This is a genomic window from Variovorax paradoxus, assembly GCF_030811855.1.
GTDB lineage: Bacteria > Pseudomonadota > Gammaproteobacteria > Burkholderiales > Burkholderiaceae_C > Variovorax > Variovorax paradoxus_L.
In genome coordinates this window covers 12,359-33,733 of sequence record NZ_JAUSRN010000023.1, presented here as the reverse complement: position 1 = coordinate 33,733, position 21,375 = coordinate 12,359, and the positions used below count along the sequence as shown (strand labels likewise).

At 64.3% G+C, this 21,375-nt stretch carries 20 protein-coding genes; 1 reads left to right on the top strand and 19 read right to left on the bottom strand.

The features are described from left to right. Positions 1-9 precede the first annotated feature (9 nt). From fghA to J2X92_RS28245, 6 genes are read right to left on the bottom strand one after another with little or no spacing between them, the layout of a single operon-like run. A complete protein-coding gene (gene fghA / locus J2X92_RS28270) occupies positions 10-885 on the bottom strand; it encodes an S-formylglutathione hydrolase (RefSeq protein WP_307580990.1) in 876 nt (291 codons plus the stop codon). After that, positions 882-1,805 (bottom strand): alpha/beta fold hydrolase, encoded by a 924-nt coding sequence (locus tag J2X92_RS28265; protein WP_307580988.1) that lies wholly within the window; start codon positions 1,803-1,805, stop codon positions 882-884. The genes fghA and J2X92_RS28265 overlap by 4 nt, the downstream gene beginning before the upstream one ends. Before the next feature lie 20 nt (positions 1,806-1,825). Beyond that, on the bottom strand, positions 1,826-2,932 hold the full coding sequence (locus J2X92_RS28260; RefSeq protein ID WP_093012145.1) for an S-(hydroxymethyl)glutathione dehydrogenase/class III alcohol dehydrogenase: 1,107 nt from the start codon (positions 2,930-2,932) through the stop codon (positions 1,826-1,828). Between the two features lie 52 nt (positions 2,933-2,984). Further along, positions 2,985-3,623, bottom strand: a complete 639-nt coding sequence (locus J2X92_RS28255) for a glutathione S-transferase family protein (RefSeq protein ID WP_307580984.1) — start codon at positions 3,621-3,623, stop codon at positions 2,985-2,987. Continuing rightward, positions 3,620-4,483 carry an aromatic ring-hydroxylating oxygenase subunit alpha gene (locus J2X92_RS28250; protein ID WP_307580982.1) on the bottom strand — a complete coding sequence of 288 codons (864 nt, stop codon included), beginning with the start codon at positions 4,481-4,483 and terminating at the stop codon, positions 3,620-3,622. Before J2X92_RS28250 ends, J2X92_RS28255 begins: the two co-directional genes overlap by 4 nt. Before the next feature lie 17 nt (positions 4,484-4,500). After that, on the bottom strand, positions 4,501-5,181 hold the full coding sequence (locus J2X92_RS28245; RefSeq protein ID WP_307580980.1) for a Rieske (2Fe-2S) protein: 681 nt from the start codon (positions 5,179-5,181) through the stop codon (positions 4,501-4,503). A 75-nt stretch (positions 5,182-5,256) separates the two neighbouring features. On the opposite strand from J2X92_RS28245, the gene aroQ reads away from it, so the two are divergent. Continuing rightward, entirely contained in the window at positions 5,257-5,697 is a 441-nt protein-coding gene (gene aroQ / locus J2X92_RS28240; RefSeq protein WP_055799873.1) for a type II 3-dehydroquinate dehydratase, read from the top strand. A 33-nt stretch (positions 5,698-5,730) separates the two neighbouring features. On the opposite strand, the gene J2X92_RS28235 is transcribed toward aroQ, so the two are convergent. The 13 genes from J2X92_RS28235 to J2X92_RS28175 all read right to left on the bottom strand — a co-directional run bounded on the left by J2X92_RS28235 (position 5,731) and on the right by J2X92_RS28175 (position 21,353). Next, positions 5,731-7,266, bottom strand: a complete 1,536-nt coding sequence (locus J2X92_RS28235; RefSeq protein ID WP_307580978.1) for a SpoVR family protein — start codon at positions 7,264-7,266, stop codon at positions 5,731-5,733. Then, positions 7,263-8,555: a YeaH/YhbH family protein gene (locus tag J2X92_RS28230; protein ID WP_307580976.1), complete on the bottom strand. Its 1,293-nt coding sequence runs from the start codon at positions 8,553-8,555 to the stop codon at positions 7,263-7,265. The genes J2X92_RS28235 and J2X92_RS28230 overlap by 4 nt, the downstream gene beginning before the upstream one ends. 64 nt (positions 8,556-8,619) lie before the next feature. After that, positions 8,620-10,542, bottom strand: coding sequence for a PrkA family serine protein kinase (locus J2X92_RS28225; protein ID WP_307580975.1), 1,923 nt, complete (start codon positions 10,540-10,542; stop codon positions 8,620-8,622). Between the two features lie 733 nt (positions 10,543-11,275). Further along, positions 11,276-12,412, bottom strand: coding sequence for a molecular chaperone DnaJ (gene dnaJ, locus J2X92_RS28220; RefSeq protein ID WP_307580973.1), 1,137 nt, complete (start codon positions 12,410-12,412; stop codon positions 11,276-11,278). Positions 12,413-12,509: 97 nt separating this feature from the next. Then, positions 12,510-14,453 carry a molecular chaperone DnaK gene (gene dnaK, locus J2X92_RS28215; protein WP_307580971.1) on the bottom strand — a complete coding sequence of 648 codons (1,944 nt, stop codon included), beginning with the start codon at positions 14,451-14,453 and terminating at the stop codon, positions 12,510-12,512. 114 nt (positions 14,454-14,567) lie between these two features. Next, on the bottom strand, positions 14,568-15,143 hold the full coding sequence (gene grpE, locus J2X92_RS28210) for a nucleotide exchange factor GrpE (RefSeq protein ID WP_093012118.1): 576 nt from the start codon (positions 15,141-15,143) through the stop codon (positions 14,568-14,570). Between the two features lie 156 nt (positions 15,144-15,299). Continuing rightward, the gene (locus J2X92_RS28205; protein WP_012746856.1) at positions 15,300-15,650 is read right to left on the bottom strand and encodes an FKBP-type peptidyl-prolyl cis-trans isomerase; all 351 of its coding nucleotides are present in this window, start codon (positions 15,648-15,650) and stop codon (positions 15,300-15,302) included. 99 nt (positions 15,651-15,749) lie between these two features. Next, a complete protein-coding gene (locus J2X92_RS28200; protein WP_307580968.1) occupies positions 15,750-16,202 on the bottom strand; it encodes a winged helix-turn-helix transcriptional regulator in 453 nt (150 codons plus the stop codon). A gap of 180 nt (positions 16,203-16,382) precedes the next feature. Further along, positions 16,383-17,234, bottom strand: a complete 852-nt coding sequence (gene asd / locus J2X92_RS28195) for an archaetidylserine decarboxylase (protein ID WP_307580965.1) — start codon at positions 17,232-17,234, stop codon at positions 16,383-16,385. A gap of 141 nt (positions 17,235-17,375) precedes the next feature. Further along, complete coding sequence (locus tag J2X92_RS28190) at positions 17,376-18,368, bottom strand: Bug family tripartite tricarboxylate transporter substrate binding protein (RefSeq protein ID WP_307580963.1); 993 nt, start codon at positions 18,366-18,368, stop codon at positions 17,376-17,378. Positions 18,369-18,409: 41 nt separating this feature from the next. Further along, positions 18,410-19,522 carry a lactonase family protein gene (locus J2X92_RS28185; protein ID WP_307580961.1) on the bottom strand — a complete coding sequence of 371 codons (1,113 nt, stop codon included), beginning with the start codon at positions 19,520-19,522 and terminating at the stop codon, positions 18,410-18,412. A gap of 14 nt (positions 19,523-19,536) precedes the next feature. After that, positions 19,537-20,523 (bottom strand): Bug family tripartite tricarboxylate transporter substrate binding protein, encoded by a 987-nt coding sequence (locus J2X92_RS28180; RefSeq protein ID WP_307580959.1) that lies wholly within the window; start codon positions 20,521-20,523, stop codon positions 19,537-19,539. Between the two features lie 68 nt (positions 20,524-20,591). Continuing rightward, positions 20,592-21,353, bottom strand: coding sequence for an SDR family NAD(P)-dependent oxidoreductase (locus J2X92_RS28175; protein ID WP_307580957.1), 762 nt, complete (start codon positions 21,351-21,353; stop codon positions 20,592-20,594). Between the last annotated feature and the right edge of the window lie 22 nt (positions 21,354-21,375).

Here is a 21,375-nt window from a genome sequence, read left to right as displayed (position 1 = left end):
CGAGGTCGATCAGACGTTGAGCGTTTGCGCGTGGTGGGCGATGTGGTCCGCCATGAAGGTCTGGATGAAGTAGTAGCCGTGGTCGTAGCCGGCGTGCCGGCGCAGCGTGAGCGGCTGGCCGGCGGCAAAGCATGCGGCCTCGAAGGCTTCCGGGTAGAGCTGCTCGGCAAGGAATTTGTCGGCCAGGCCCTGGTCGATCAGGATGCCCTGCGGGTAGGGGGCGGCCGTCTGCGATTTCATGAGTGCGCTGGCGTCGTGCGCCAGCCACTGTGCGCGGTCTCCGCCCGACTCGCCCAGGTAGCCGCTGAACGCCTTTTCGCCCCACGGGCATTGCGTGGGCGCGCAGATGGGGGCGAAAGCCGACAGCGACTTGAAGCGCCCGGGATGCCGCATCGCGAGCGTGAGCGCGCCGTGACCGCCCATCGAATGACCGCAGATGCCCAGGCGCTGGTCGTCGATGGCGAAGTGCCGGCCCACGAAGGGCAGCAGCTCGTGCACGATCCAGCTTTCCATGCGCCAGTGGGCGGACCAGGGCGCTTCGGTGGCGTCCAGGTAGAAACCTGCGCCAATGCCGAAGTCCCAGTTGGCGGTGGCGCCGGGCAGGCTTTCGACGGCGCTTCCGCGCGGGCTGGTGTCGGGCGCGATCAGCGCGAGGCCCAGGCTGGCGGCCATGCGCTGCGCGCCGGCCTTTACCGCGAAGGTTTCCTCGTTGCAGGTCAGCCCCGCGAGGTAGAGCAGGGCAGGCACGCGCCCGTTCGCGGCCTGCGGCGGCAGGTAGACCGAGAAGCGCATCGGCAGGCCGATTTCATGCGAGGCGTGCTCGTGAAAGCTTTGCACGCCGCCAAAGGCATGGTGCTCGGAAAGGGTCTTGAGGATGTCGGTCATCGGTCGGTGTCGTTGTGGAGTGCGGGCACGAGTTCGAGCACGGCGTCGGCAAAGATGCGCGGTGCCTCCTGGGGCAGGTTGTGGCCGACGCCGGGCACCAGCCGATGCGAGCGGGGCCCGCTGAAACGGTGCGCATGGGCCGAAGCGTCGGCGGGCGGACGCACACCGTCGTCGATGCCGTCGAAGGTGATGGCGGGCACGGCAATCGCCGGCTGCGCGGCCAGGCGGCGCTCGATGTAGCCGTAGGCCGGATCGCCTGGGACCAGCCCGAAGCGATGCCGGTACGAGTGGATCACCACGTCGACGAAGTCGGGGTGGTCGAAGGCGGCGGCGCTGCGTTCGAAGGTGGCGTCGTCGAACTTCCACGTCGGCGACCACAGCTGCCACAGCAGGCGGGTGAGGGCCTTGCGGTCCTTCGCCAGCCCGGCGCGGCCGCGCTCGCTGTGAAAGTAGTACTGGTACCAGAGGCTCTGCTCGTTCGCGGGCGTGTCGGGCTCCATCGCCTTGGCGATGTCCTGGATGTTGTAGCTGTTGAGCGAGACCAGCCCCGCGCAGCGCTCGGGCCACAGCGCCGCCACCACGCAGGCGGCGCGACCGCCCCAGTCGTAGCCGGCGAGCACCGCGCGCGGAATAGCGAGGGCATCGAGCAGCGCGAGCAGGTCGGCGCCAAGCGCGGCCTGTTCGCCCGACCGCGGCGTGGCATCGCTCAGAAAGCGCGTGGCACCGTAGCCTCGCAGGTAAGGCACGATGACGCGGCAACCCTGCTGAGCGAGCATTGGCGCCACTTCGGCGTAGGTATGAATGTCGTAGGGAAAGCCGTGCATCAGCAGCACGGGCGGGCCGTCCGCGGGGCCGGCTTCGAAGTACGCGACTTCCAGAACGCCCGCTTCGATCTTGCGCAAGGGCTCCATGCGGTTCATGTCGGGCGTTTTCTCCGGGATCAGTAAAGCACCACGCCGCGGATGGATTCGCCGCGCTTCATCAGGTCGAAGCCCTTGTTGATGTCTTCCAGCGGCATGGTGTGGGTGATCAGGTCGTCGATGTTGATCTTGCCTTCCATGTACCAGTCGACGATCTTCGGCACGTCGGTGCGGCCGCGCGCACCGCCGAAGGCCGAGCCTTCCCACTTGCGGCCGGTGACCAGCTGGAACGGCCGCGTGCTGATTTCGGCACCCGCCTCGGCCACGCCGATGATGATGCTGCGGCCCCAGCCCTTGTGCGTGCATTCGAGTGCCTGGCGCATCACCTTGGTGTTGCCGATGCATTCGAAGCTGTAGTCGGCGCCGCCGTCGGTCAGCTGCACAATGGCATCGACGATGTTCTCGTGATCCTTCGGGTTGAGAAAGTGCGTCATGCCGAACTTGCGTGCCATGGCTTCGCGCTCGGGGTTCAGGTCGACTCCGATGATCTTGTCCGCGCCCACCATCTTGGCGCCCTGGATCACGTTCAGGCCGATGCCGCCCAGGCCGAACACCACCACGTTGGCGCCGGCTTCCACCTTGGCCGTGAAGATCACGGCGCCAATGCCGGTGGTCACACCGCAGCCGATGTAGCAGACCTTGTCGAACGGGGCATCTTCGCGGATCTTGGCCAGCGAGATCTCGGGTGCGACCGTGTAGTTGCTGAAGGTCGAGGTGCCCATGTAGTGGAAGATCGGCTTGCCGTCCAGGCTGAAGCGCGAAGTGGCATCGGGCATCAGGCCCTTGCCCTGCGTGCCGCGGATCAGCTGGCAGAGGTTGGTCTTGCGCGACAGGCAGAACTTGCACTGGCGGCATTCGGGCGTGTACAGCGGAATGACGTGGTCGCCCTTTTTCAGCGTGGTGACGCCGGGGCCCACGTCGACCACGATGCCCGCGCCTTCATGGCCGAGGATGGCCGGGAAGATGCCTTCAGGGTCGGCGCCCGAGAGCGTGTAGTAGTCGGTGTGGCAGATGCCGGTGGCCTTGATCTCGACCAGCACCTCGCCAAACTTGGGGCCCTCGAGATCGACGGTTTCGATGGTGAGGGGGTCTCCGGATTTCCAGGCGACGGCAGCTTTGGTTTTCATGGGGCTTCTGGGCAAAGAGGGGATGGAAGAGCCAAGGATACCCAGACCTCGTTCAGGCTGGAGCCGCAGCAAAGATACCCGACATTCCGATGAAGCCGGGCAGGTGTCGAAAGTTCCAGACCCACCGTCGCAACGCCGGATATTCGTCAAGGGATATTCCGCCTTCGCCGGCCAGCGCCACGTACGGAAAGCAGGCCAGGTCGGCCACGGTGGCGTGCGGACCGGCCAGCCATAGGAGCCCGCCGCTCGCGCGCTCGGCCAGATGGTCGTCCAGCAGCCGAAAGACCTCATGCGCACCGCGGCGGCAGGCCTCGATATCTATCGTTTCGTAGCTGAATGCATCGTGCAGCCGCGCCGCCGACGCCGTGCGGGTAATCTGGTCGGCCGTGGCAAACCACATCGCGATCTGGCCGCGCAGTTGCGGGTCGACTGGGTACCAGCGGGCTTGCGTGTCGTATTTGCTCGCGAGGTAGACGAGGATGGCCTGCGAATCGCGCAGCACAAAGCCGTCGTCGTCGATCACCGGCAGCTGCCCGAGCGGGTTGACGCGCGCCAGGAACGCGGCCGACTTGTGTTCGCGTCCCGGATGAAAGTCGACCGGCACGCTCTGGTAGTCGAGGCCCAGCCAGGCGAGCATCTGCCGCACCTTGAAGCAGTTGCCCGACAGCGCGTAGTCGTAGAGCCGGATCATTCGGGCTGCCTCACACCAAAGCGCATCCCGCGCTCGCGCAGCCAGCGCCGGTAGGTAACCGAAGACGTGTCGCCGCGCGTCGGCGTCTCGGCGCGGCCTTCGAGCGGCATGCGCTTGAACGCGTGGTTCTCGAGAATCGGCTTGTCCTGTCCGAAGATGGTGTGCTGGAACGCGATGAGCTCGGCATCGGTCGAGGTGTCGTCATAGCAGGCCAGCAGCGTGTGGGCAATCACGTGTTCGTCGTCCAGCGGTTGCAGGAACAGTCCGATGGCATCGAGCTCGCCGTTGCGCGAGCTCGACTTGTAGAGCATGGCGGTGAGCGGCTGCATCACCCGGTACTTGTAAATCACTTCGCTGCCGCCTTCGTGGGCGGCCGAGGCGCGCGGTTGCCAGAAGCGGCAGTCGGTGGCCCAAATTTCGCCCGTGGCGGGGTCGACCTGCACCTGGTACCTGGCGACCTCGGTGTGCGGCACCTGGCCCAGGATGTCGGCATGCACGAAGGGAAAGTGCGCCATGTCGAGGAAATTCTCGATCACGCGCAGCCCCGACACGGCCACGCCGATGCCGCCGCAATCGACGATGCGGCGCCCCGCTTCGCCGTATTCCGGAAAGTCGAACAGCGGCCTAGCGGGCTTGCCGCTTGGGCAAACCCAGAGATAGCCGTGGCGCGATTGGACGGCCAGCGCCTGTGAGCCTAGCCGGCATTGCGGCATGCCGGCCGCATCGCGCCACAGCTGAAGCGTTTCTCCGAGCAGGCGCGCCGCGCGGGGCTCCGCTTCGGAGGCGCCGGCCAGCGCGGCGGCCGGACCGGCGACCAGCCAGTCGTCGAGCACGTTGGGGTCGTCGGTGACGAAAGGCATGGCGTTCCTTTTCCCTGTCAAGCCGTAGATTGCCGTGCTTCGATCTCGCCGCGCAGTCCGCGTGCGGCGGTGTGCAGCGCCTTCATCTTGTCGGTGCCCCTCGCGGCGGGGGTCCACAGGTGAATGAATGCCAGGCGCGGCCGAGCATCGAGCACCAGCGCCGCGGTATCAATGTGGTCCAGCGCGCCGCGCAGGGTATGCGATGACGCATCCGCCATGAAGCCCCGCGCCGCGAGCGCATCGCGCACGCCTGTTGCATCGGCGCGAACGGTGAGTGTTTGGCAGAATGACCAGCCCATGGGCACGGCATCGTCCGGCGGCGGAGCAGCGGGCACCGCCTCCGCAAGATTGACCCAGACCATGCCCGCCGCTTCGACCGCGCTGAACACCTTCGCGCAGACGTTGCGCGGCGGCGGCATGCCGGGATGCGCGGGAATGTGGGTGCATTGGCCATTGCCGGCGGCGTACTGCCATCCGTGATACGCGCAGACGAGGCGGTTTTCCACCACTTGCCCCAGCGTGAAGCGCACGCTGCGGTGGGGGCAGCGGTTCTCCCATGCCTGGGCCGTGCCGTCGGCCGAGCGCCAGAGCGCGAGTTCACGGCCTTCGGCAAAGCCCGCAACGATGTTGGCGCCGGCGCGCAGTTCCGCCGAGGGTGCCACCGGGTGCCAGGTCGAAATGCTGCTGTCTGCGCTCATGATGCGCGTTACCTTATCGCAAGTGATCGTGAAGGCGCTCGCCCATAATGTCGGCTCGCTCCGACCGCCATCATCATGAAGAAAATACTCGTCCTCAACGGCCCCAATCTCAACCTGCTCGGCACGCGCGAACCAGAGCAATACGGGCGCGACACACTGGCCGACGTCGAGCGCCTGTGCGCGGAGGCGGGCGCGAAGCACGGTGTCGAGATCGAATGCCGCCAGTCGAACCACGAAGGCGTCTTGATCGACTGGATCCACGAGGCGGGCCGCGAGGTGGCCGCCGGCAACATGCTCGGGGTGGTGATGAACCCCGGTGCCTACACCCACACCTCGATCGCGCTGCACGACGCCATCAAGGGCGCGAGCGTGCCGTTGATCGAGCTGCACATTTCGAACGTGCACGCCCGCGAGGAATTTCGCCACCGGTCGTACATCTCGCCGGCGGCGCGCGGCATCATCGTGGGCCTTGGCGTGAAGGGCTACGCGTTGGCCATCGCAGCGCTGGTGCCCTGACTCTGGGCACGCGCCGCGCCAGCCCGGCAGCGATCAGTCGGTCTGCTTGGGCGCAGCGGCTTTCCAGCTGCGGGTGATGTGGCCTTGCGCATCGACGCTCTCCAGATGAACGTCGAAGCCCCACAGCCGCGCGACGTGCTTCAGCACTTCTTCCGCATCGTCATGCAGCGGCAAGTTGTTGCGCTGAGTGTGGCGCAGCGTCAGGGCGCGGTCGCCGCGCATGTTGACATTCCACACCTGGATGTCGGGCTCCCTGCTGCCGATGTCGTATTGGCGTGACAGCGATTCGCGCAGCGCGTGATAGCCGCTGTCGTCGTGGATGGCGGACACCTCGAGTTCGGACTCGCTCTGGTAGTCGCGGATCGCGAACAGCCTGAAATCGCGCATGGTCTTCGGGCTCAGGAACTGGCCGACAAAGCTCTCGTCCTTGAAGTTGCGCATGGCGTAGTCGAGCGTCTTGACCCAGTCGGTGCCCGCGAAATCGGGGAACCAGCGGCGGTCTTCCTCGGTCGGGTTCTGGCAGACGCGCCGCAGCTCGGTGAACATCGAGAAGCCCAGCGCGTAGGGGTTGATGCCGCTGTAGGCCCTGTGCCCGACGGGCGGCTGAAAGATCACGCCCGTGTGCGAGCTGAGCCATTCCATCATGAAGCCGTCGGCAAGCTGGCCGCGGTCGTACATGGTGTTCAGCAGGGTGTAGTGCCAGAAGGTGGCCCAGCCCTCGTTCATGACCTGGGTCTGGCGCTGCGGATAGAAATACTGCGCGATCTTGCGCACGATGCGTACCACCTCGCGTTGCCAGGGTTCGAGCAGCGCGGCATTCTTCTCGAAGAAATAGAGCAGGTTCTCCTGCGGTTCCGAAGGAAAACGGCGGGACGCGTCGGACTCCGCGGCCTGCTCGCTCTTGCGGGGCAGGGTGCGCCAAAGGTCATTGACCTGCTGCTGCATGTGGCGCTCGCGTTCGGCGCGCTGCGCGCCTTCCCTCGCGAGAGATCGCTTCTGCGGACGGCGGTAGCGGTCCACGCCGTAGTTCATCAGCGCATGGCAGGAGTCGAGCAGCTGCTCGACCGCATCGAGCCCGTGACGCTCCTCGCATTCGGCGATGTAGTGGCGCGCATACACGAGGTAGTCGATGATCGAGGACGCGTCGGTCCACATCCGGAACAGGTAGTTGCCCTTGAAGAAGCTGTTGTGGCCGTAGGCCGCATGGGCGATCACCAGGGCCTGCATGGCCATGGTGTTTTCTTCCATCAGGTAGGCAATGCAGGGGTCGGAGTTGATGACGATCTCGTAGGCCAGCCCCATGTGGCCGCGGCGGTAGTTCTTCTCGGTGGCGATGAACTGCTTGCCGTACGACCAGTGCCTGTAGATCATGGGCATGCCGACACTGGCATAGGCGTCCATCATCTGCTCGGCGGTAATCACCTCGAGCTGGTTGGGGTACACGTCGAGACCGAAGCCCCTGGCCGTTTTTGCGATCTCGGTGTGATAGGTCTCGATGAGGTCGAAGGTCCAGTCCGACGGGCTGGGCAGGCGCTCCAGGCGTTCGAGGGGAGGGTGCAGGGACGTCATGCGGGCACTCCTTCCTTCTTGAAGAGGTCGCGAAACACGGGGTAGATGTCCCGCGCGTCCGACACCTTGCGCATTGCGAAGTTGGGCTGTATGCCTTCGAGCTGCGCGTATTCCTGCCACAGGTTCTGCTCGGTTTCGGCGACCTGCACATAGGCGTAGTAGCGCACCACCGGCAGGATGTGGTCGACCAGCAGCTCGCGGCAGCGGCCGCTGTCCTGGTGCCAGTTGTCGCCGTCGCTGGCCTGCGCACCGTAGACGTTCCATTCGCCGCTCGGGTAGCGCTCCTTGATGATCTCATCCATGAGCACCAGCGCACTCGACACCACGGTGCCGCCGGTTTCGGTGGCGTGGAAGAACTCTTCCTCGGTCACCTCTTGCGCCTGCGTGTGATGGCGCAGGAACACGAGGTCGATTCTTTCGTAGTGGCGCGTGAGGAACATGTACAGCAGCATGAAGAAGCGCTTCGCCATGTCCTTGCGCGCCTCGTCCATTGAGCCGGAAACGTCCATGAGGCAGAACATCACGGCCTTGGCGCTGGGCACGGGCGTTTTCACGCGGTTGCGGTAGCGCAGATCGATGGGGTCGATATAGGGCACATGCCGCATGGTGCGGCGAATCTCGTCGATCTGCTCTTCGGTTTCGCGGATTTCATTCTTGATCAGCCCCTGCCCCGCCTGCGGATGCGACCTCAGCGTCAGCAAGTGGGCCTCTAGGCGCTTGAGCTCCTTGCGCGGCTCGCCGCCCAGTGCAATGCGCCGGGCAAGGGCGCCACGCATCGAGCGCACCACGTGCAGGTTGTTGGGCGAGCCGTCGTTCGTGAAGCCCGCCCGGTGGCTCTTCCATTCGGGCACCTCGGCGATCTGCGTGCGGATGAGGTGCGGCAGCGCGAGGTCGTCGAAGAAGACGCGCATGAATTCTTCGCGCGTGAGGCGGAACACGAAATCGTCTTCGCCCTCGCCGCTGTCTCCTGCCTCTCCGCTGCCCGAACCGGCGCCGGCCTGCCCATCGGGCCGCGCGATGCGGTCGCCTTTCAGGTATTCCTGGTTGCCCGGGTGCACGTATTCGCGGTCGCCGCCGCGCGCATGGCCGAACACCGGCTCCGACACGTCGTGGCGCGGCAGGGTGACATCTTCACCTTGCTCCAGTTCGCGGATGTTGCGCCCGCTGACCGCCCGCCGCACGGCCTCCTGGATCTGCCCCTTGTAGCGCCGGAGAAAGCGCTCGCGGTTGCCAATGGACTTGTTCTTGCCCGAAAGCCGGCGGTCGATGATCTGCTGCAGGATGGCCACGATGTTGTCAAAGCTCCTTGCAAAAAAGGGGGCGAAGCCTCCGCCTCGCCGCTATGAGCTGTCGCTATGAACTCTTGCGCACCCGGAGGTACCACTCGCAGAGCAGCCGGACCTGCTTGGCCGTATAGCCCTTCTCGACCATGCGGGTCACGAAGTCCTCGTGCTTCTTCTGCTCGTCGGCACTGCTCTTGGTGTTGAAACTGATCACCGGGAGGAGTTCCTCCGTGTTGGAGAACATCTTCTTCTCGATGACTGCGCGCAGCTTCTCGTAGCTCGTCCAGGCCGGATTGCGGCCGGCGTTGCCGGCGCGCGCACGCAGAACGAAGTTGACGATCTCGTTGCGGAAGTCCTTCGGGTTGCCGATGCCCGCGGGCCGCTCGATCTTCTCGAGTTCGGCGTTGAGCGAGGCGCGGTCGAACACTTCGCCGGTGTCAACGTCGCGGAACTCCTGGTCCTGGATCCAGTAGTCGGCATAGGTGACATAGCGGTCGAAGATGTTCTGGCCGTATTCGCTGTAGCTCTCCAGGTAGGCGGTCTGGATCTCCTTGCCGATGAACTCGGCATAGCGGGGCGCCAGCAGCTCCTTGATGTAGCTGATGTACTTCTGCTCGGTTTCCGGCGGAAACTGCTCGCGCTCGATTTGCTGTTCGAGCACATACATCAGGTGCACCGGGTTGGCCGCCACCTCGGAGCTGTCGAAGTTGAACACCTTCGAGATGATCTTGAAGGCGAAGCGCGTGGAGACGCCGCTCATGCCTTCGTCGACGCCGGCGTAGTCGCGGTATTCCTGGATCGACTTGGCCTTGGGGTCGGTGTCTTTGAGGTTCTCGCCGTCGTACACCTGCATCTTGCTGTAGATGCTGGAGTTCTCGGGCTCCTTCAGGCGCGTGAGCACCGACAGCTGGGCCATCATGCGCAGCGTGCCGGGTGCGCAGGGCGCCTTGGCAAGCGACGAGTTGCGCACCAGCTTCTCGTAGATCTTGATTTCTTCCGATGCGCGCAGGCAGTAGGGCACCTTGACGATGTAGATCCGGTCGAGGAAAGCCTCGTTGTTCTTGTTGTTGCGGAAGGCCTTCCATTCGCTCTCGTTGCTGTGCGCTAGAACGATGCCGTCGAACGGAATGGCGCCGAAGCCTTCGGTACCCTTGAAGTTGCCTTCTTGCGTGGCCGTGAGCAGCGGGTGCAGCACCTTGATGGGCGCCTTGAACATTTCCACGAACTCCAAGAGGCCCTGGTTGGCCAGGCACAAGCCGCCCGAGTAGGCGTAGGCGTCGGGGTCGTCCTGTGCATAGGTCTCGAGCTTGCGGATGTCGATCTTGCCGACCAGCGAAGAAATGTCCTGGTTGTTCTCGTCGCCGGGCTCGGTCTTGGCGACCGCGATCTGCCGCAGCACCGACGGGTAGCGCTTGACCACCTTGAACTGGCGGATGTCGCCGCCGTACTCCTCGAGCCGCTTGACGGCCCAGGGGGAAAGGATGCGGTTCAGGTAACGGCGGGGAATGCCGTATTCCTTTTCGAGAATCTCACCGTCCTCGACGGCGTCGAACAGGCCCAGTGGCGTTTCGTTGACCGGCGAACCCTGGATGGCATAGAACGGCACGTGCTCCATGAGCTGCTTCAAGCGCTCGGCGATCGAGCTCTTGCCACCGCCGACCGGGCCGAGCAGGTAGAGGATCTGTTTCTTTTCTTCGAGGCCCTGGGCGGCATGCCTGAAGTACGACACCACCTGTTCGATGGCGTCCTCCATGCCGTAGAACTCCTTGAACGCCGGGTAGATCTTGATGACCTTGTTCGCGAAGATTCGCGACAGCCGGGAGTCGTTGCGCGTGTCGACCAGCTCGGGCTCGCCGATGGCCTTGAGCATCCGCTCGGAAGCAGTGGCATACGCCGTGGGATCGCGTTTGCAGATATCCAGGTAGTCCTGCAGCGACAGGACCTCCTCGCGGGTGCGCTCGTAACGGGCGGCAAAGTTGCTGATCACATCCATGGTCACGCCTCCATCAGGTCTGCGGGTTATTGGCCCGGAAGCCTGCAGCCCCAATGCGTTGCAACTTTTTAAAGGTGTGCCCGCCCCATGGCTGCAAGCCGTGGAAAACTCCCTTAATCACATCTTCTCAAACAGCATAAAGCAAAGAGTGCACCCGGAAAATTCTTTGTTAAATCAGAACCACAGTGCCGAGTAAAGTTCCTGAGAAAAACCCGCAGCATTTGGCAATTCCAGCTAAATTTCAGGGTTCGGCAATCGACGTTCGCGCGACCCTTCCGCCCAGTGAAAATACCTATGGCGATCGGCATATGCAGTCATTGCATCTTTTCCAGCGAACACACCTCCTAAAGAGCATCGAGCGGCTCAAAGCTGTTACACCCACCAATAACGCGCCGCACCTCGATTAGGTTTATTGCTCAATCGAAAAATATATAAAAGCAATCCCCGCGCCATCTTTTGATGGGCATGTTGCGCATGTGGGCGTGGGAAAGCGCGCCAAGGCGTGGTCAGCGTGGTTCCGAGGTGGGGTCGTCACGGTGCAAGGCACCGAACAAGGTCGGTGAGCACCGTTCACGTGCGCGAAGGCGCACGGCATCGAAGACTCGCCATGCGGCCCTCTTCTAACTGCTTGAAAAATCTGGGGAATCGGTGCACCGGCCGCTGATGAGCGCCGGGCAGAAGGCAATGCAGCGGGGCGCAGCGATGTGCCCCTGCTGCATTCAGGTGCTTCTTCTCAGCTGAAGAATTCCTTGGCCTTGTCGAACCAGCCCTTGTCCGTTGGGCTGTGCTTGTCGCCGCCCTTCTTCAAGGAATCGTCGAGCTCCTTCAGCAGCTTGCGCTGGTGCTCGGTGAGCTTGACCGGTGTTTCGACTCGCACGTGGCAGTACAGGTCGCCCGGATAGCTCGAGCGCACGCCCTTGATGCCCTTGCCGCGCAGGCGGAACTGCTTGCCGCTCTGGGTGCCGTCGGGAATGTCGATGGCCGCGGCGCCCTTGAGCGTGGGCACGCTGATCTCGCCGCCCAGCGCGGCCGTGGTCATGCTCACGGGCACCACGCAATGCAGGTCGTCGCCGTCGCGTTCGAACAACTCGTGCTTCTTGAGTCGGATCTCGATGTACAGGTCGCCGGGCGGCCCGCCATTGGTGCCGGGTTCGCCGTTGCCAGTGCTGCGAATGCGCATGCCGTCGTCGATGCCCGCCGGAATCTTGACTTCGAGCGTCTTGTTGTTCTTGATCTTGCCCTGGCCATGGCACACGGTGCAGGGCTCTGGAATGATCTTGCCGCTGCCGTGGCAGGTGGGGCAGGTCTGTTGCACGCTGAAGAAGCCCTGGCGCATCTGCACTGCGCCAGCGCCGTGACAGGTTGTGCAGGTTATGGGCTTGGTGCCCGGCTTGGCGCCGGAGCCGTGGCAGGTGCCGCAGTCGTCCCAGCTCGGGATGCGGATCTGCGCTTCCTTGCCTTCGGCCGCTTCTTCCAGCGTGATTTCCATGGCGTAGCTCAGGTCGCTGCCGCGGAACACTTGGCGGCCGCCGCTGGTGCGGCCGCGGCCACCGCCGAACACGTCGCCGAAGATGTCGCCGAAGGCCTCGGCAAATCCGCCGAAGCCGTCGGCACCAGGGCCGCCGCGCATGTTGGGGTCGACACCGGCGTGGCCGTACTGGTCGTAAGCTGCGCGCTTCTGTCCGTCGGACAGCATTTCGTAGGCTTCCTTGACCTCCTTGAACTTGGCCTCGGCATCCTTGCTGGTGTCACCGTGGTTGCGGTCCGGGTGGTGCTTCATCGCAAGCTTGCGATAAGCCTTCTTGATTTCCTCCTCGCTCGCGTTCTTGGGAACGCCGAGGGTCTCGTAGTAGTCGCGTTTTGTGGCCATGGCTGATTCGGTCGGGGCGGGCGGGAAGCCGTAACTTGAAGCGAGAAAGGCTGGAGCACCCGATCAGGTGATCCAGCCTTGTTCGAAAAGCTGAAGATCAGCCCTTCTTGACTTCCTTGACTTCGGCGTCGACCACGTTGTCGTCAGCCGGAGCACTTGCAGCTTCCGGGCCAGCACCAGCCGCGGCACCCGGGCCGCCGGCGGCGCCTGCCGCGGCCTGCGCGTCGGCGTACATCTTTTCGCCGAGCTTCTGGCTTGCGGTCATCAGCGTGTTGGTCTTTTCCTCGATCGAGGCTTTGTCCTCGCCCTTGAGGGCTTCTTCCAGGTCCTTGATCGCTGCTTCGATCTTTTCCTTCTCGCCGGCGTCCAGGCTCGCACCGTGTTCGCCAAGCGACTTCTTCACGCTGTGGACCATGGCTTCGCCCTGGTTGCGGGCCTGCACGATCTCGAGCTTCTTCTTGTCGTCGGCCGCATTGATCTCGGCGTCCTTCACCATCTTCTGGATCTCTTCCTCGGAGAGGCCGGAGTTCGCCTTGATGGTGATCTTGTTTTCCTTGCCCGTGCCCTTGTCCTTCGCGCCCACGTGCAGGATGCCGTTGGCGTCGATGTCGAAGCTCACCTCGATCTGCGGCGTGCCGCGCGATGCCGGCGGAATGCCCTCGAGGTTGAACTCGCCCAGCAGCTTGTTGCCCGAGGCAATGTCGCGTTCGCCCTGGAACACCTTGATGGTCACGGCCGGCTGGTTGTCTTCGGCGGTGGAGAAGGTCTGCGCGAACTTCGTCGGGATCGTGGTGTTCTTAGTGATCATCTTGGTCATCACGCCGCCCATGGTCTCGATGCCCAGCGACAGCGGGGTCACGTCGAGCAGCAGCACGTCCTTGCGGTCGCCCGAAAGCACCTGGCCCTGGATGGCGGCGCCGACGGCCACGGCTTCATCGGGATTCACGTCCTTGCGCGGCTCCTTGCCGAAGAAGGCCTTCACCTTTTCCTGCACCTTGGGCATGCGGGTCATGCCGCCGACCAGGATCACGTCGTTGATGTCGGACACGCTGATGCCGGCGTCCTTGATGGCCAGGCGGCAGGGGGCAATGGTGCGCTCGACCAGTTCGTCGACCAGGCTCTCGAGCTTGGCGCGCGTGAGCTTGATGTTCAGGTGCTTCGGGCCCGTGGCATCGGCCGTGATGTAGGGCAGATTGATGTCGGTCTGAGCGCTGTTCGACAGTTCGATCTTGGCCTTTTCGGCGGCTTCCTTCAGGCGCTGCAGCGCGAGCACGTCCTTGCTCAGGTCAACGCCTTGCTCTTTCTTGAACTCGGCAATGATGTAGTCGATGATGCGCTGGTCGAAGTCTTCGCCGCCCAGGAAAGTGTCGCCGTTGGTCGACAGCACTTCGAACTGCTTCTCGCCGTCGACGTCCGCAATTTCGATGATCGAGATGTCGAACGTACCGCCGCCGAGGTCATACACGGCGATCTTGCGGTCGGCCTTGTCCTGCTTGTCCAGGCCGAAGGCCAGGGCTGCAGCAGTCGGCTCGTTGATGATGCGCTTCACGTCCAGGCCCGCGATGCGGCCGGCGTCCTTGGTGGCTTGGCGCTGGGCGTCGTTGAAGTAGGCCGGCACCGTGATCACGGCTTCGGTCACCGCCTCGCCCAGGTAGTCTTCCGCGGTCTTCTTCATCTTGCGAAGAATGTCGGCGCTGACCTGCTGGGGAGCGATCTTCTTGCCGCGCACTTCCACCCATGCGTCGCCGTTGTCGGCTTTCGCAATGGTGTAGGGCATCAGGTCGATGTCCTTCTGGACTTCTTTCTCTTCGAACTTGCGGCCGATCAGGCGCTTGATCGCGTACAGCGTGTTGCGGGGATTGGTCACCGCCTGGCGCTTGGCCGAGGCACCGACCAGCACTTCGCCGTCTTCCTGGTAAGCCACGATCGACGGCGTGGTGCGCGCACCTTCCGAGTTCTCGATCACACGCGTGGTGTTGCCTTCCATGATCGACACGCACGAATTGGTGGTGCCGAGGTCGATGCCGATGATCTTTGCCATGTTCTTACTCCTGAAAGCCTGAAAAATATGTTGTTATGAACTTGTGGATAACCCGGCGCGATTCAAGGTATGAAGCGGGGATTTCCTGTGGGAATCGTGTGAACCGTTGCGCGGTTACTTGGGTGCGCTGACCGTGACCAGCGCCGGGCGCAGCACGCGCTCGTTGATGGTGTAGCCCTTCTGGAGCACGCTCACCACGGTGTTAGGTTCCTGCTCGGGGGCGGGCACCACCGAGATGGCCTGGTGCTGGTGCGGATCGAACTTGGTGCCGGGGGCGGGCGCCACCTCGATCACCTTGTTGCGCTCGAGTGCGCTCTTCAACTGGCGCAGCGTGGCTTCGGCGCCTTCGCGGATCTGCTCGGGGGTGGCGTCCTTGATGGCCAGGCCGGCTTCGAGGCTGTCCGTCACGGGCAGCAGGCTCTCGGCAAAAGCCTCGACCGCGAACTTGCGGGCTTTTGTGATTTCGTCGTCTGCACGGCGGCGGGCGTTCTGCACGTCGGCCTGGGCACGAAGATATTGGTCGGCCAGTTCGGCGTTCTTGCTCTGCAGGGCGGCAAGCTCGCCTTGAGCCACGGCCAGGGCGTCTTGCGCTTCGGCTTCATTGGCAGCCTGCGCGGCCTCCAGTTCTTCGGGGCTTGGCTCGCCTTGCAGCATTTGCGAATTCTGTGCGGATTGTTGCGGGTCAGACATTTTTCAAAGAACCGGCGTGTGCCGGGAAACAAACGATAGCCAGCCACTTGGGGCTGGTCAGGGGCTTTTCAAGCGAAAAAATGCGGCAAAAGAGGCCGCGAAGGCATGAAAAAGGCCCGCAATCGGGCCTTCGTGCCAGTCTTGGCTCGGAAACGATCAGTGTGCGTCGAGCAGCTCGACGTCGAACTTCAGCGTGGCGTTCGGGGGAATCACTCCGCCCGCGCCGCGTGCGCCGTAGCCCAGCGATGCCGGAATGATGAGCGTGCGCTTGCCGCCGATCTTCATGCCGGCAACGCCTTCGTCCCAGCCCTTGATGACCTGGCCCGCGCCCAGCGAGAACGCGAATGGGTCGTTGCGGTCGCGGCTCGAATCGAACTTGGCGCCTTGCACGCCGTCGTTGTAGAGCCAGCCGGTGTAGTGCACGTGCACGTGCTGGCCGGCCTTGGCTTCAGCGCCGTCGCCCACGGTGGTGTCTTCGTATTGCAGTCCGGAGGGGGTGGTAGGCATGTTGAACGCTCCTTGCGTCAATGGAATGGATGTGGATGGATAAGCAGAACCCGAAGGCGCGAAGTTTACCGATGCGCCGGCACCGGCCGGCCAGCCTGCTCAATTGGCAGTGTCAAGAGGCGGGCCGGAAGGCGGGGTCGAAGGAGAAGAAGAGGAGGGCGCCGCAGGGGAGGGCGAAGGACCAGCGGAAGAAGGCGAAGAGGGAGGCGACGTCGACGAGGAAGGAGGCGCCGCCGCGGGCGCCGCGGCTTTCTTGACCTGGCCCAGCTGCCATTTGCCCGCAAAGGCCTGCAGGTCCGACAACCGCTTGAGAAGGTCTTGCCCGCTCACGGTGAGGCTGTAGCCGTCGCCGCCGTGGCTCACGAGGCCTGCCTCGCGCAACTCCTTGATGCGGGTGTTGAGCGTATTGGGGGTGATGCCGCCGACGCTGTCCTGCAGCAGGCGAAAGGTCTGGGCGTGGCCGTCGCGCAAGGCCCAGAGCACTCTCATTGCGTAGCGGGCCTCGAGAAGTGCGAGCAGCTGGCTGACGGCTGCGTTTTCCTTGGTACTCATCGACTTCATCTCCTCGGGGCTGGTCGTCGGGCCATCGGTCCTGGGCAGGACCGCTGCCTTGCGTGTGGTGGCTCGTGGCCTGCTAGGGGCTCGTTGGCCGGCGACTATAGCGCAAGGATCAGGATGCTACTAGTTTTATAGCTGCCAGTGCATGCTGCACGGGGCCCCTGAGACAAAGCTTCACAATTTGGCGAAATTGGCCATGGCTTCGCCCAGGCGAACTGCGCGGGCGGGCGCCCATTCCGGATTGAAGGCCAGCACAGGCGGCGGGAACAGCATGACGACGGTGGACCCGAGGAGGAAACGCCCCATTTCCTCGCCCTTCTTGAGCACGATCTGCTGGTCGCCGTAGTGCCACTCGCGCAGTTCGCCGCCGCGCGGCGGATTGACCACGCCGTGCCACACGGTTTCCATGCTGCCGACGATGGTGGCTCCCACCAGCACCAGCACGAAGGGTCCTCGCGCGGTTTCGAAGACACAGACCACGCGCTCATTGCGCGCGAAGAGGCCAGGCACGCCGCGCGCGGTGGCCGGATTGACCGAGAACAGGTCGCCGGGCACGTAGATCATGCGCAGCAGCCGTCCTTCGCACGGCATGTGAATGCGGTGGTAGTCCCTCGGGCTCAGGTACAGCGTTGCAAAGCTGCCATGGGCGAACCGGTGTGCGAGCGCCGCATCGCCGCCGACCAGCGCGGTCGTCGTGTAGTTGTGGCCCTTGGCTTGGAAGATCTGATGCCCGTCGATAGGGCCGAACTGGCTGATCGCCCCGTCCACCGGGCACACGAGATCGGCCTGTGCGAGCGGCCGCACACCGGGCTTGAGCGCGCGCGTGAAGAACTGGTTGAAGCTCTTGTAGTGGTTGATGTCCGACTCGAGCGCCTCGCCCATGTCGACGCCGTACTTGGCCACGAAGCGCCGAATGATCCAGGTGGTGACGGCGCCGCGTTCCTTGCCCGCGACCCAGCCGGCGAAGTTCGTCAGGGCCTGCTTCGGAAACAGGTATTGGTGCAGTACGGCTGAGCGGTCGGACACGTGTGAAAGGCGTGGAGTGCCTGGAATGCGGATCGGAGGGGCATTCTATAAAGGGCTCCACGCGCCGGACGTAGGAAGCTTCCCTTGTATGCGGGGGCCCCTCGTTCGCACGCTGGACCCTCGCAAGCACGCCGGCCGGCGTCAGTCGGCCTTGATGCCGGCCGCCTTGATCACTTGCGCCCACTTCTCGACTTCGGCCTTCTGGAACGCGGCGATCTTGGCCGTGGTCAGGTCGGCGGGCTCCATGCCGAAGCCCTTGAGTTTTTCCTGCATCTCGGGCGTTGCAAGGATCTTGCGGATCTCGGTGTGCAGCCGGTCGACGATGGGGGCGGGCGTGCCCGCGGGCACGAAGATCGCCTGCCAAGACAGCACCTCGAAATCCTGCAAGCCGGCGATGCCGGACTCCGCAACCGTCGGCACGTCGGGCATCGAAGCCAGGCGCTTGGCCGAGGTCACGGCAATGGCGCGCAGTTTGCCGCTCTGCACGTGCGGGCCGGCCACCACCGTGGTGTCGAACATCATGTCGACTTGGCCGCCGATCACGTCCTGGATGGCCGGGCCGCTGCCCTTGTAGGGAATGTGCGTGAACTTCACGCCCGACTTGAACGCCAGCAGTTCGAGCGACAGGTGCTGCGAGGTGCCCGTGCCGGCCGAAGCAGACGACAGCCCGCCCGACTTGGTCTTGCTGGCTTCAAGAACGTCCTTCAAGGTCTTGTACGGGCTCGCCTGGTTCACCACCAGTACCAGCGGGTTGGTGCCGATGAGCGTAACCGGCGCAAACGACTTCTGCGGGTCGTAGCCGAGCTTCGGATACAGGCTGATGTTGATGGCGTGCGAACTGATGGTGCCGCCCACCATCGTGAAGCCGTCGGGTGCCGCGCGCGCGCCGATTTCGGAGCCCACGCTGCCACCCGCGCCGCCCTTGTTGTCGATGATCACGCTCGTGCCCAGCACCGTGCCGAGCTTCTGGCCGATGAGCCGTGCCAGCACGTCGGTCGTGCCGCCCGCGGGAAACGGCACAAGGTAGGTGATGGCCTTGCCCGTGGGCCAGTTGCCGGGGCCTTGCGCGAACGCGGGCAAGCCCGCGGCGAGTGAAGAGGCGAGGGCCGTGCGAATCAGTGTGCGGCGTTGCATAGCGATATCTCCTTTGATGATGTTGCGTGTGTTTGTCGTCGTCACGGCGTGTCGACGATCTCGATCCAGTTCGGGTTCTTGCCCACGCTGATGCGCGCGGGCTTGTCCAATGCGCCAGTCGCGGGATCGATGGCGTACAGCGCAACGCTGTGCGACTCCTGCCCGGCGGCAATCAGGTAGCGGCCGCTCGAATCGATGGCAAAACCGCGCGGCGTTTTCTCGGTCGGCGTTTGGCCGAGCGGCTTCAGCTGTCCGGTGGACGCGTCCACCCTGAAGGCCGACAGCGTGCTCGACGTGCGCTCCGAGGCATACAGAAAGCGCCCATCGGGCGTCAGATGCAGATCGGCTGCCCAGGGCTTGCCGGTGAATCCGGGCGGTAGCGTGGTGGTGCTCTGCTCGTGCTTGAGCGTTCCCCGCGCGGCATCCCAGCCGTAGACGTGCAAGCTCGCATCGAGTTCGTTCAACAGGTAGACGCGTCGCTGCGCCTTGTCCCACACGAAGTGGCGCGGCCCTGATTTCGACGCGCCCTGGGTCAGCGGCGGTTCGTTGGCCGACAGCAGACCCTTCTCGGCATCGAAGCGCCAGCTCGATACGTTGTCGCCGCCCAGGCTGGTGGCCAGCACGAAACGGTTGCTCGCATCCGCGTGGATCGCATGCGCGTTCGGCGCCGTCTGCACCAGTTGCTGGATAGCGCCCGCCGCGCCGTCCTTGCCGATGGCGTTGACCGAGATCTTGCCGCCCTGGTAGGAAGCGGCAAAGAGCCACTTGCCGCTCGCGTCGAGGTCGATGTTGGCCATGCTGTCGGCCAGCGGCGCCTCGCTGAGCTTCTGCAGCTTGCCGCTGGCGGCATCGATCGACATCGAGACCACCCGGAACGGCTGCGAACGCAGCGCGGCGTAGAGCACGCGCTTGTCGTGGCTCACCGTCATCGGCATCACCGTGCCGCCGACGTTGAGCGTCTGCACCGGCTTGAGCACGCCTTGCGCGCGGTCCAGCTCGAGCACCGAGATTTCCTGGCTGTCCGCGTTGGACACATAAACCCAGGTGGCCGCCGAGGCGTGTCCGATGGCGGCCATGGACAGCAGCGCGGCCGCGCTCCGAGCCATCGCCCGAGGCAAGCGGGTGCGCAAAGAGACACGAATTGCGTGAAGCATGGGAGTGTGCCGGTTCATGGTTTGATGTTGAGCTTGGCGATCAGCGCCTTGAAGTACGCGTTGTCCTTGGCAAGCGTTTCCTTGAACACCGCGCCGTCGGTGTAGACATAGCCAAGGTTCTGCTTGTCCATCACTTCATGCATCAGCGGCTCGGCCGCCGTCTTGGCCGTGATCTCGCGCAGCTTTGCCATGACTTCGGGCGGCGTGTTCTTGGGTGCGCCAAGGCCGCGCCAGGTGCCGATCGACAGGTCGATGCCGCGCTCCTTGGCCGTAGGCACGTTGTCGAAGCCCTTCACGCGCTTGTCGGCCATGACCATCAGCACCTTGAGCTTGCCGGACTGGACATGCGTCGTCACCTCGGCCGGGCTCACCGCCACCGCCTCGATGTGGCCACCCAAGAGCGCCAGCACCGCGGGCGCCGCGCCCTGAAACGGGATGTGGCCGAACTTGGTGCCGGTCTTGTCTTCCAGCGCGGCCGCGGCCAGGTGCCAGATCGAGCCGTTGCCCGAATTGCCGACACGGACGCTCTCGGGCGACTTCTTTGCCGCGGCCAGAAACTCTTCAATCGTGTTCCACGGCGCATCGGCCTTGACGGTGATCGCGGCCGGGTCTGCGTTGAGCTGCGCAATCGGCTGGAAGTCGTCGTAGTTGAACTTGGCCAGGCCCAGGTGCGGCAGCGTCAGCAGTTCCACCGTGAGCACCGCGAGCTTGTAGCCGTCGGGCCTGGCATTGATCACCTCGGTCCAGCCAATCGCGCCGCCGGCACCCGGGCGGTTGACGATGACGATGCTCTGCGAAATGTGCTTGCGGCTCGCTTCGGAAAAGGCACGCGCCAGGCCGTCGGTGCCGCCGCCGGGCTGGTAGGGCACCAGCAGCTCGATGGCATGGGTCGGAAAGTTGCTGCCGTTGCCTTGGGCGGCGGCCACTGCCGCATACCCGAACGAGAGGCTCGCCGTTGCCGAAAGGGCGGCCAGGCCGCGAAGGAATCTGCTTCTGTTCATTGGTTGTTGTCTCTGTTGTGGTTCTGTGCTGCAGCCTTGGAGCGAATTGGAGCGAAGGCGGTCTTCCGTCAGGGCATGTACTGCCCGCCGTTCACCTCGATCACCTGGCCGGTGACATAGCCCGAGAGCTGTTCCGAAGCCAGGTAGAGGAAAGCGCCCACGCATTCATCCGGCGTGCCGATGCGGCCCATCGGAATGCCGGCGCGGAACGATTCGAGCATCGCGGGCGTCGAGAAGCGGTCCTGGAACGGCGTCTGGATGACGCCCGGCGCCACCGCGTTCACACGGATCTTGTCGCCGACGAGTTCCCTGGCGAGGCCGTGCGTGGCCGTGCTCACGAAGCCCTTGGAGCCCGCATACAGGTAGGCGCCGGGCCCGCCGCCGGTGCGCGCCGCGACCGAGGTCACGTTGATGATGTTGCCGCCGCCATGGGTGCGCATGAGCGGCACCACCTCGCGCGCAAACGCGAGAACCGAGCGGGCGTTGATGTGCATCACCTCGTCGAACAGCGCATCGTCGAATTCAGCGATGGGCACGCGCTTCACCAAACTGCCGGCGTTGTTCACCAGCACGTCGATGCGGCCGAACCGTGCGGCGGTCTGCTTCACGCATTCGCGGATGGCGGCGGTGTTGAGCACGTCGCCCTGCAGCGCAAAGGCGTCGCCGCCGGCAGTGCGGATGGTCTCGACCACCTGGTTGGCGGCTTCGGCCGAGCTGTTGTAGTGCACCGCCACGCGCATGCCGCGGGCCGCGAATGCAATAGCCACCGCGGCACCGATGCCGGTGCTAGCGCCGGTGACGAGTGCGGTCTTGCCTTTGAGGTCTTCCATGAGTGTTTCCTTTTGAGGTCGT